At 55.1% G+C, this 11,256-nt stretch carries 11 protein-coding genes; all 11 read left to right on the plus strand.

What is annotated here, in order from left to right:
* Positions 1-82 precede the first annotated feature (82 nt).
* On the plus strand, positions 83-1,795 hold the full coding sequence (locus RCH87_RS08350) for an RsmB/NOP family class I SAM-dependent RNA methyltransferase (protein WP_373690957.1): 1,713 nt from the start codon (positions 83-85) through the stop codon (positions 1,793-1,795).
* A 16-nt stretch (positions 1,796-1,811) separates the two neighbouring features.
* Positions 1,812-2,522 carry a ribulose-phosphate 3-epimerase gene (gene rpe, locus RCH87_RS08355; RefSeq protein ID WP_306516250.1) on the plus strand — a complete coding sequence of 237 codons (711 nt, stop codon included), beginning with the start codon at positions 1,812-1,814 and terminating at the stop codon, positions 2,520-2,522.
* A complete protein-coding gene (ribD, locus tag RCH87_RS08360; protein WP_306516251.1) occupies positions 2,523-3,692 on the plus strand; it encodes a bifunctional diaminohydroxyphosphoribosylaminopyrimidine deaminase/5-amino-6-(5-phosphoribosylamino)uracil reductase RibD in 1,170 nt (389 codons plus the stop codon). It begins immediately after the preceding gene.
* 56 nt (positions 3,693-3,748) lie between these two features.
* Positions 3,749-4,426 (plus strand): riboflavin synthase, encoded by a 678-nt coding sequence (locus RCH87_RS08365; protein ID WP_306516252.1) that lies wholly within the window; start codon positions 3,749-3,751, stop codon positions 4,424-4,426.
* Between the two features lie 11 nt (positions 4,427-4,437).
* Positions 4,438-5,715, plus strand: a complete 1,278-nt coding sequence (locus RCH87_RS08370) for a bifunctional 3,4-dihydroxy-2-butanone-4-phosphate synthase/GTP cyclohydrolase II (protein WP_306516253.1) — start codon at positions 4,438-4,440, stop codon at positions 5,713-5,715.
* Positions 5,716-5,745: 30 nt separating this feature from the next.
* On the plus strand, positions 5,746-6,234 hold the full coding sequence (gene ribH, locus RCH87_RS08375) for a 6,7-dimethyl-8-ribityllumazine synthase (RefSeq protein WP_306516254.1): 489 nt from the start codon (positions 5,746-5,748) through the stop codon (positions 6,232-6,234).
* Positions 6,231-6,773 (plus strand): PH domain-containing protein, encoded by a 543-nt coding sequence (locus RCH87_RS08380; RefSeq protein ID WP_306516255.1) that lies wholly within the window; start codon positions 6,231-6,233, stop codon positions 6,771-6,773. Before ribH ends, RCH87_RS08380 begins: the two co-directional genes overlap by 4 nt.
* A 27-nt stretch (positions 6,774-6,800) precedes the next feature.
* Complete coding sequence (uvrC, locus tag RCH87_RS08385) at positions 6,801-8,828, plus strand: excinuclease ABC subunit UvrC (RefSeq protein ID WP_306516256.1); 2,028 nt, start codon at positions 6,801-6,803, stop codon at positions 8,826-8,828.
* A 22-nt stretch (positions 8,829-8,850) separates the two neighbouring features.
* Positions 8,851-9,723 carry an RNase adapter RapZ gene (rapZ, locus tag RCH87_RS08390; protein ID WP_306516257.1) on the plus strand — a complete coding sequence of 291 codons (873 nt, stop codon included), beginning with the start codon at positions 8,851-8,853 and terminating at the stop codon, positions 9,721-9,723.
* Between the two features lie 37 nt (positions 9,724-9,760).
* Complete coding sequence (gene yvcK / locus RCH87_RS08395; RefSeq protein ID WP_306516258.1) at positions 9,761-10,822, plus strand: uridine diphosphate-N-acetylglucosamine-binding protein YvcK; 1,062 nt, start codon at positions 9,761-9,763, stop codon at positions 10,820-10,822.
* A 137-nt stretch (positions 10,823-10,959) separates the two neighbouring features.
* Positions 10,960-11,256, plus strand: a 297-nt coding sequence (gene whiA / locus RCH87_RS08400) for a DNA-binding protein WhiA (protein WP_306516259.1), incomplete at its 3' end; no start/stop codon positions are given.

Here is an 11,256-nt window from a genome sequence, read left to right on the forward strand (position 1 = left end):
TGGATAAGGTGCAGGCACCTGGAAAGAAAATGATGGATGCGTCCGCGTGGGCGCGTGGTAGCCAACCGGAAGGAATTTTGTCGTGAGTTCGTCTGCTGGAGGGTTTCGCTCTCGTTCGCGTTCGGGTGACAAGCAGAAGGCCCCGGATTCCGCGGGAAATCGATCTACGCACACCAAGAAAGATTCCCGCAACAGCCCACGCGATAAGCGGCGAGCACGCGGTGGGGATGAACAGAAACGCCCAGTAAGGGCTAAACAAGCGAAAGCTCAACGTGCGAAGGTGGGTGTGCACGCTGCCGGCGTCGACAAGCCTCGGTTGCTTGCCTTTGAAGTTCTTAATCGTGTCAGCGACGACGATGCCTACGCCAACCTGGTATTGCCGAAGAGGCTGCGCGAAGTTGGGTTGAGTGGGCGTGATGCTGCGTTTGCCACCGAGATCACCTATGGCTGCCTCCGAAACCTTGGAATCATCGACACTGTGGTGGCGGATTGTTCCTCGCGGGAGCTGGAAAGTTTGGCTACTCCGGTGCTTAATGCCTTGCGTTTAGGTGCTTATCAGTTGCTGTTTACGCGCGTCGATGATCATGCAGCGGTTGACACCTCAGTTCGGCTTGTGGAATCAGCCGGCCACGAAAAAGCAAAAGGGTTCGTCAACGGTATCTTGCGCACCATTGGGCGTACTCCCGCGCAAGAGTGGATTAAAGATTTGCGCCCGGCTGGACTGCTAGCTGGCCTTGCTTTCGAGCATGCACACCCTGAGTGGGTGGCGCGTTCGTTCAATGCTGCGTTGTGGGCGAGCACTTCCGCTACAGAGCATGATGAATCTCCAGCAGACCACGGTGATCTGAACTCAGCACCACTGCACCCCGAATTAGCGTCGACGCTTGCGGCAGATTCGCAACGGCCGCTGGTTCACTTGGTGGCTAGACCTGGAGAAATCAGCGCTGAAGAACTTGCTTTGATGACAGGTGGTGAGCAAGGCAACTACAGCCCGTATGCGGTGTATCTGGAATCGGGCGGAAACCCGGGGGCCCTGGAACCAGTGCAGCAGTCGCTGGCAGCGGTGCAAGATGAGGGATCGCAATTGATTGCGCGGGCTGTAGCGGAAGTCGAGCTCAGCGGTGCCGATTCAAGCCGCTGGTTGGATTTGTGCGCCGGGCCAGGTGGCAAAGCTGCATTATTGGGTGCACTCGCACGTATCGATGGCGCGAGGGTAGATGCGGTGGAGATTTCGCAACATCGCGCGAAATTGATTCGCTCTACCGTTGCTGATCTTCCGGTCACCGTTCATGTCGCTGACGGCCGCGACCCGGGCTTGGAGCCGGGTTATGATCGCGTGCTTGTCGACGCCCCGTGTTCTGGTTTGGGGGCGTTACGACGACGTCCGGAAGCCCGTTGGAAAAAAGATGATGCGGATATCGCTGAGCTTAATATGTTGCAGACCGAGCTGTTGCAGTCTGCACTTCGTCTGGTTCGACCTGGTGGTGTGGTGATTTATTCCACCTGCTCGCCAGATCTTCGAGAAACCCGTGGAATCGTTGATGCAGTGATTGGCTCTGGTGCAGCGTTAGATTCTGGTGCAGTGCCGGATTCTGATACAGCGTCAGATTCTGGTGCAGCGACTAGTTCCATAAAAAACCCGCGGGTCATAGAACTACCTGCGGCTGCGGTGCTGCCAGAGATGCCAGGAATCAGCTCAGAACCTGCGGGAACTCCATTGTCTGCACAAATGTGGCCCCACCGCCATGGCACTGATGCAATGTTTTTTGCCGTGTTACAACGTGCGCTCGATTAACCGTAGAATGGCTAATATGTCTGATCGTGATTTTGCATCCACCCCACAGCGCGCTTTCTCACAGCGCGCTTTGATTGCGCCGTCTATTTTGGCCGCCGATTTTTCGCAACTCGGCGATCAAGTACGTTGCGTTGACAATGCTGATTGGATTCACGTCGACATCATGGACGGCCATTTCGTACCAAACTTATCGTTTGGTCCGGATATCACCGCCACCGTCGACAAAATCACCGATCAACAACTCGATGTGCACCTCATGATCGAAGATCCGGAAAAGTGGGTCGATGCTTATGTTGCTGCGGGTGCTGACTGCCTAATTTTCCATGTTGAGGCCACCGATGATCACATCGGGCTGGCAAAAAAGATTCGGGACAAAGGGATCCGGGCCGGTTTCTCCGTAAAACCGGGAACGCCCATTGAACCTTATCTGCAGGATCTGGAACACTTCGACCTCGCGCTGGTGATGAGCGTGGAGCCCGGCTTCGGAGGGCAATCGTTCATGCCTGATCAATTGGATAAGGTTCGTGCACTGCGCCAGGTGATTGATGAGAAGAATCTCAATTGCGTCATCGAGATTGATGGTGGAATTTCGGAACACACCATCGAAAAATCGGCAGAAGCTGGCTGCGATGCTTTCGTTGCTGGTTCTGCAGTCTTCAAAAAGGATGATTCGAAAGCTGCCGTTAGCCAATTGCGTGAATTAGCCAGCAAGGCCACCCAGCACTAAATGGCGGATCATAATGTGACCGTCGAGCCTGACGACGGAGTGATTGACGCAGGTCTGATTGACGACGGCCTGATTGTCTCTGCGCTGAGTGCAGCACGCAAGGCTGCCCGAGTTGTTCGGGGAACTACTAGCCCCAATCCACCGGTTGGGGCTGCCATCATTTCGACAGCCGGTGAGCTCGTCGGAGTTGGCGCTACGGAACCACCAGGTGGCCGGCATGCAGAAATCGTTGCGCTTGATCACGCTGGCGAAGCCGCACGCGGCGCACACGTCGTCGTGACCTTGGAACCGTGCAACCACCAAGGGCGAACCGGCCCGTGTTCGCAGGCGCTCATTAATGCCGAGGTGGCCTCTGTTCACTACGTGCATGCAGACCCTAATGTCATCGCCTCAGGTGGTGCCCAGAAACTCCGGGAGGCTGGGATTGCCGTACATCACCTGGGGGCTCGTGATGCAGCTTATACAGCAAAAACTGCTGATTGCTCGTCTGCCACTGCGTTGATGGCAGAGCCATACGCTGTTGACGAGCTCGTTCCCTGGTTGCGTGCAACCGCGATGGGGCGAGTACACATTACTGCGAAAATTGCGCAATCGATCGATGGTTTTAGTGCGGCTGTCGATGGCACCAGTCAATGGATTACTGGCGCTCCAGCACGGCAACGGGTTCACCGAGACCGCAGCACCCGCGATGCAATCATCATTGGTACGGGTACAGCGCTTGCCGATAACCCATCGTTGACGGCGCGCTACCTGAGCCGTGATGGAGAAATTTCTCTGTATGAGCACCAACCGCGTCGTATCGTCATTGGAAGTTCGGATTTATCAGGCTGTAGCAACCTGCAGCGGTTGGGGTTTGAACAGTTCCGTGACATTCCTACTGCGTTGACCGCATTGTGGGAGGACGGTTGCCGAGACGTTCTCGTTGAAGGTGGACCGCGTTTGTTGAGCTCATTTTTTGCTGCAGGCTACGTCGATGCTGTACAAGCTTATGTCGCACCGTTATTGCTCGGCCAAGGTCGCAGCGTGTTGGCCTCTGCGTTAGGGGAAAGCCTGGCTGATGGCATGCGGCTAGAGTTATCGCACGTCGAAAAGCTCGGCGATGACTTGCTATTAACATTGGTGCCCGGCAGTACCGGCGATCCCGGCAGCACAACAAGAGTGCGTGATTAGACCGAGCGTGAGAAATACCCAAACTGACAACATCACAAGCAAGGATCGTTAAAAATATGTTTAGTGGATTAGTGGAAACCACCGGGCAAGTCGTGACGTGCGATGATCTCGGTGACGCCGTGCGCATGCGTATCGCTGGCGGGGTGGTTGTAACCGATGCTCAACTGGGAGATTCCATCGCGGTCAATGGTGTGTGCTTGACGGTTGCTGGGCTTGATGCTGCGGCCGGCACCTTTGATGCCGACGTTATGCAGGAATCATTGGATCGCTCAGTACTGGGTGATTTAGTCCCTGGCGCTCGGGTGAACCTGGAGCGAGCTTTGCGAGCTGATGCCCGCCTGGGCGGGCACATCATGCAAGGCCACGTGGATGGAACCTCAGAACTGCTTTCGCGTAGCACTTCGGAGCATTGGGATATTTTGCGATTCCAATTACCGAAAGAACTGGCAAAATACGTGGTCGAGAAAGGCTCGATTGCAATCAGCGGAGTCTCATTGACGGTCTCCGCGGTCTCAGAGTTTTCCGCCGGAGTGAGCAAAGATAGCGATTCTGCGGGCGGTGCAGGTTGGTTCGAAGTATCACTGATTCCCACCACCTTGGCAGAGACGACCTTAGGTGAACTCGCGGTCGGGCAACGGGTTAATCTAGAGGTCGATATCATCGGCAAATACGTCGAAAAGCTGATGGCCGCAGGAGTTAAGACCGGTTATAGCTTTCCGTCGAACACGGACTAATGTGGAGGCATATGAGCACCGAGGTCACCCAGGATGGCAAAGAAATCAAACTCGATAGCGTTGAGCGCGCGATCGCTGATATTCGCGCAGGTAAAGCCGTTGTTGTAGTCGATGATGAAGATCGTGAAAACGAAGGTGATCTGATCTTTGCTGCCGAAAAAGCCACCCCAGAGCTAGTGGCGTTCATGGTGCGCTATACTTCCGGGTATATCTGCGCGCCGATGCTTCCCGACGATCTCAACCGTTTGGGACTGCCTCCGATGACTGCCATCAATGAGGACGTGCGTGGCACGGCGTATACCGTTACCGTCGATTTCAATGATGGGACTACTGGAATTTCAGCCGCCACCCGTGCGAAGACTTTGCGCGCATTGGCGGCGTCGGAAACCGAGCGGGAGCAATTTACCCGCCCGGGCCACGTCGTCCCGTTGAGCGCTCGCCCGAATGGGGTGCTGGAGCGTAATGGACACACCGAAGCGTCGGTGGATCTTGCCCGTCTGGCTGGATTGCGTCCAGCTGGAGCTATTTGCGAAATTGTCTCCGAACAAGATCCCACAGATATGGCGCGTCTGCCAGAATTGCGGAAATTTGCCGACGAACATGACTTGGCGTTGATCTCGATTGAGCAGTTGATCCAGTGGCGGCGGCGTAATGAATCACAAGTGGTTCGTGAGGTGGAAACTAGCTTGCCGACGGATGCGGGCCCGATGACTGCGCTCGGCTACCGTCATGCGGTCGATGGCACAGAGCACATCGCATTGGTTGCGGGGTCAGTCGCTGATCTGGAACACGCTACAGATGTTCCAGTGCGGGTGCACTCCGAATGTCTCACCGGCGATGTCTTCCACTCTCGGCGTTGCGATTGTGGCCAACAGCTGGATCAAGCGATTGAATACATCCAAGATGCTGGTCAAGGCGTAGTGATTTACGTTCGTGGCCACGAAGGTCGCGGGATTGGCTTGTTAGCGAAACTGAAGGCCTATCGGTTGCAAGAAAACGGCACGGATACGGTAGACGCTAACCTGGAACAAGGCTTGCCAGCTGATGCTCGAGAGTTTTCGGTGGCCGGGCAAATCCTGGCGGATCTCGGGATCGCCACCGCGAACCTTTTGACGAATAACCCTTTCAAAGCCGAAGGCTTGGAAGGATTCGGAGTGGAAGTGTCCAAGCGGACTGCTCTGGTTACGCAAGCGAATGAGGATAATATCTCTTATCTGCGTACCAAACGTGACCGCATGGGGCATGATCTTCCCACGGTGGCGGAATGGGATGCGCAGCATCAGCACTAATCAGCTAGTAAAACTCAACAAGGAGCTGACATGGCACACGGTGGAGCACCAGCGAGCGACCTCGGTAGCGCCGAGGGAGTACGCGTGTGCGTGGTAACTGCACGGTGGAATGAAGAAATCTGTGAACAGATGCGCTCTCGCGCCGTCGAGGTTGCTACGCAGGCTGGCGCGAGAGTTTATGAAGCGCGAGTCATGGGTGCAATCGAGTTACCGGTAGTGGTGCAACAAGCAGCACGGCAATTCGACGCCGTGGTGGCATTAGGTTGCGTCATCCGGGGCGGAACCCCGCACTTTGAATATGTCTGCGATTCGGTGACGCAAGGTCTTACTCGGGTGAGCCTGGATGAAGCTACACCGGTTGCCAACGGGGTCCTGACGGTTAACTCGCAGCAGCAAGCACAAGAGCGTGCCGGATTCCCTGGTTCTATTGAGGATAAAGGTGGCGAAGCAATGGCTGCAGCCTTAGATACCCTGGCCACACTGCGCCAGCTGCGTGCTAGGGAAGGAGACACAGCATGAGTTCCAGTTCACAGGATGCGCAAGCGCGCAAGCAATTGGACGAGAAGAAACTCGCTGCCTATACCGCACTAGATCCGTTTTCGGTCACCAGCAATAAGCCGTGGGAATTAACGATCACCTCCCGCCGGTTGCGGCTGTATGCATTCATCTTGATTCCGATCATCATGGCCGTCCACATCTTTATGGCCTGGCAACTAAGCCTAGAATTCACCGGCGCGGCAATCACTGGGATTGATTATCTCGCCTTCCCTGGTGTTGGCCTTGTGATCTCGATGCTCGTCTGGCTTGCTTTTTCCCGGCCACGAGTCCGGGTCAATAGTGACGGTGTGGAAGTACGCAATATCATCGGTACCCGTTTTTATTATTGGGAATTGATTTATGGCTTAACCTTCCCAGAGGGGGCGCGCATGGCGCGGCTCGAGCTTCCTGAGTTCGAATACATGCCACTATGGGCAATTCAAGCCTCGGATGGCAAACAGACAATCGAAGCGGTACGCAATTTCCGTGCACTCGAAGCACAATACATGCCAGAAGAATAAATCCAGGAAACAAGATTCTGCGCGCACATGAGTGATCCAGCAACTTACCGGCCGGCTCCCGGAACGATTCCGACGGACCCCGGCGTCTACAAATTTCGGGACGAAAACCGCCGAGTGGTCTACGTCGGCAAGGCGAAAAACCTACGCGCACGCCTTTCTAATTACTTCCAGGACATCACCCAGCTCCACCCACGTACGCGCCAGATGGTGCAGACGGCCAACTCCGTGGAATGGACCGTGGTAGCGAGTGAAGTGGAAGCGTTACAGCTGGAATATACCTGGATCAAGCGATTCGATCCACGGTTTAACGTCATGTACCGCGACGACAAGACTTATCCGATGCTTGCGGTGTCGGTGGGTGAGCAAATCCCGCGCGTATTCTTTTACCGTGGTCCGCGCAAACGTGGCGTGCGCTATTTCGGCCCGTATTCTCATGCCTGGGCAGTGCGCGAAACAATGGAATTATTGTTGCGGGTGTTTCCGATGCGTAGTTGTTCTGCCGGCGTTTACCGCCGTCATGAACGTCTCGGTAGACCATGTTTGCTCGGATATATCGGAAAATGTGATGCTCCGTGCATTGGCCGAGTCAGCACTGAGGAACACCGCGAAACCGTCAACGGCTTGGTCTCGTTCATGAGGGGACGAACCAATGAGGTCGTCAAGCGGTTGACTGCGGAGATGGAACAAGCATCTGAAGACCTGGAATTTGAGCGAGCGGCGCGCTTGCGCGATGATCTCGGTGCGATTGACAAGCTCATGGAACAACAGACCGTGGTGCTTGGTGACGGCACTGCAGCCGATCTCATTGCTTTTGCCGATGATGAATTAGAAGCCGCAGTCCAGATTTTCCACGTTCGTGATGGGCGTATCCGCGGCCAGCGAGGCTGGGTCGTCGAAAAGCTCACCGGGCTGCCGGAGTTGATCGAAAACTTTTTGGTGCAGTTTTATTCCGATGCCGCGGAGCGCGAACAACTGGAGGCCGCAGAAGACGCGAAACTTATTGACCGCCGCGGGGTAGACCAACAAGCTCGTACAGACGCAGAAGAACCGTCGAATACTTCGACACACACCGTGATTCCTCGGCAGATCATGGTGCACACTGAGCCACAGGATCGCGACCAAGTCGCCACGGTGCTGGCGGAATTACGTGGTGGCCCCGTCGACGTGCGGGTTCCTCAGCGCGGAGACAAAAAGGCATTGATGGATACCGTCTATCGCAATGCCACAGATGCGCTGAAACAGCACAAGCTCAAGCGCGTTGGCGATTTGACTGCACGTTCGGCGGCTCTGCAGGACCTGCAATCAGCACTGTTTCTGGATACTGCACCGTTGCGGATTGAGTGCATTGATATTTCGCACATTCAAGGCACGGACGTGGTTGCGTCATTAGTGGTTTTTGAAGACGGTTTACCACGCAAGGCCAGCTACCGGCGCTACCGTATCAAGGAAGCAGCCGGCGACGGTCATTCGGACGACGTGGCTTCCATTGCGGAGGTTACGCGTCGGCGTTTTAAGCGGCACCAGGAAGACAAGCTGCACGTACCCGACGAAGAACTCGAGGCGACTACATTCGCTGATGAGGACGTGACCGAAGAATCCGCAGACGGCAAGAAATTTGCTTATCCACCGCAGCTGTTCGTCGTCGACGGTGGATTGCCACAGGTTAATGCTGCACAGAAAGTGTTTGATGAGCTCGGAGTCGTCGATGTGGCTTTGATCGGCTTAGCCAAACGCTTAGAAGAAATTTGGGTTCCTGGTGACGACGAGCCGATCATTCTGCCACGTGGTAGCGAAGCGTTGTACTTGTTGCAACATATTCGTGACGAGGCACACCGGTTTGCCATTAGCTATCACCGGCAGCAGCGCTCTAAACGCATGCGTAGTTCGGCTCTTGATGCGGTGCCGGGGCTTGGACCGGCACGCCGGGCAGATTTGGTGAAGCACTTTGGTTCGGTGAAAAAGCTCAAGCAGGCCAGCATCGAAGAGATCACGGAAGTCAAAGGCTTTGGCCCGGCTTTGGCCGAAAATATTTATTCCGCGCTCCACCGTGGTTGAGGAAACCGACTAGGATATAACCATGACCGCTTTTGCCACGTCCCCAATTTTGTTAACTGGCATGTCCGGGGCCGGGCTGTCGACGGCCGCTCGTGTGCTGGAAGACAAAGGCTTTTACGTTGCGCACAACCTGCCCCCAGAGCTTATGGTGCAGTTGTTGGAATTGTGCGCCGATGAGAACTCGCCGGTAGATAAAGTCGCGGTGGTTGCCGATGTGCGCTCACGCATGTTTGGCGGGTCAATTCTGTCGGCGATGGATGAATTAGAGCGCCGTGATATGCCAATCACAGTGTTGTTCATGGACGCCCGGGATGATGTGCTGATTCGTCGCTTTGATTCGGTACGCCGAACGCACCCGCTGCAAGAAGCTGACACCCTGCATATTGGTATTGATCGTGAACGTGCCGCAATCTCCGCGCTGAAAGAACGTGCCGATGTCATCATCGACAGCTCGAATCTGTCTGTGCACGATTTGCGCCGGGCAATGGAGGCGAGTTTCGGCTCGGCAGGGTTGGACAAACAACACATCACCATCGAATCATTTGGATTCAAGCATGGTGCACCCCGTGATGCTGACCTGATGCTTGACGTGCGATTTCTGCCCAACCCGTACTGGATTCCGGAGCTGCGAGAATACCGTGGTACCGATGAACCGGTCTCGGATTACGTGCTAGCAAGCCCCGCAGCTGAAAACTTCATCGCCAACTTCGAAAAGATGCTTGATTCCATGTTGGCTGGATACCGCCACGAGGGCAAAAATTTCATCACAGTCGCGGTTGGCTGCACTGGAGGACACCACAGATCAGTGGCGATTGCGGAAGAAATTGCGCAAAGACTTCGCCCGCGGGACGAACTAGAAATCAACGTCATGCACCGCGATTTCGAACGGCATTAGCCACGGTATAGGCACGAATAGGAATATTTATTGAAATATGGCTGAATCAACGCCACCATCACCTGAAACAGCTGCAACAACAACGTCGCCGGTTGTGCAACCTCAACGCGCTGCAACGACGATGCCTGCTCGTATCGCATCGCTGGGCGGCGGGCACGGGTTATTCCAAACGCTAAAAGCTGCCCGACGGCTGGGCCCTGCTGAGATATCGGCGATCGTCACAGTAGCTGACGACGGCGGGAGTTCCGGTAGGTTGCGCAAAGAATTTGAGATGATCCCACCGGGGGATTTGCGCATGGCACTGGTGGCCTTGTCCGTACGCGACGATGAAGAAGGACAGTTTTGGGAGCAAACCCTGCAGCACCGTTTCGGTGGCAGTGGTGCCTTGGCGGGGCATGCATTAGGCAACCTGCTCATCACCGGGCTGAAAGAAATTTTAGGCCACGAACAAGCTGCGCTGGATGCGGTATGCCGGTTGACAGGTGCCCACGGTAGGGTGTTGCCGGTGTGTACTGAGCCTTTAGATATCCAGGCTGATGTATCTGGGCTTGACGACGATCCGCGTGTGATGCGCTCGGTACGCGGACAGGTTGCCGTCGCGTCTACTCCAGGCCAGGTGCGGCGCGTGAGCGTGATTCCGGCAGAGCCAGACATCAATCCGGCGGCTTTAGACTCGATTAAGAACGCAGAATTGCTGACAATCGGGCCAGGGTCATGGTTTTCTAGCGTGATTCCGCATCTAGTGTTGCCAGAGGTTGTTCACGCAATAAACGAATGTTCGGGACTTCGGGTTTTGGTGCTCAATCTCAATGGTGAACCCGGTGAAACCCAGGGCTTTTCCTATGAGCGTCACATCCACGTGCTTGCACAGCATGCACCAGGCTTAAACGTCGATGTAGTTATTTGTGACTCTGCATCGGTAACCTCTGATGCTGAGCGCGAATACCTGCGGAAAGCAGCCCGAATAGTACAGGCAGAGATGGTTTTTGCAGATGTCCGGGAAATCGACGAATCTGGTAAAGAAAGTTCACGCCACGACGAAGTTAAGTTGGCGGCAACCCTTCGCCAGGTTTATACCGATTTCATGCAACGGTACTAAAGCTGTTGATGCTAAGCATGAGTAACGAAACCGCCCAATGCGAAACGTGAGCAACGTTGTCGTTGGCGAGTGGCTTGATTTAGTTAGACCGCAAACAAGACGCACCAGATACGTGATGCGTCCAGGGATCACAGTGAATGATGAAAGGCAGGGGTGATGCTGTGGGGCTCACAGAGCAAGTGAAAGAAGAACTCACCCGGGTATCTCCCACGAAACAATCAGCCCGGAGTGCAGAAGTTGCAGCAATTCTACGGCTGGCGGGCAGCATGGAGATCGTCGGTGATGCGCTGGCATTAGAAGTGGAATTAAGTTCCCGAGCTGTCGCGCAACGCTTGGCTCATGACCTCGAAGAACTATTCAATATCACGGTTCACCCCACGACGATTGGCCCCGCGGGTGCCCAGAAAGCGCCACGCTATCAGGTCAGTATTAGG

The organism is Corynebacterium sp., from assembly GCF_030826625.1.
Lineage (GTDB): Bacteria > Actinomycetota > Actinomycetes > Mycobacteriales > Mycobacteriaceae > Corynebacterium.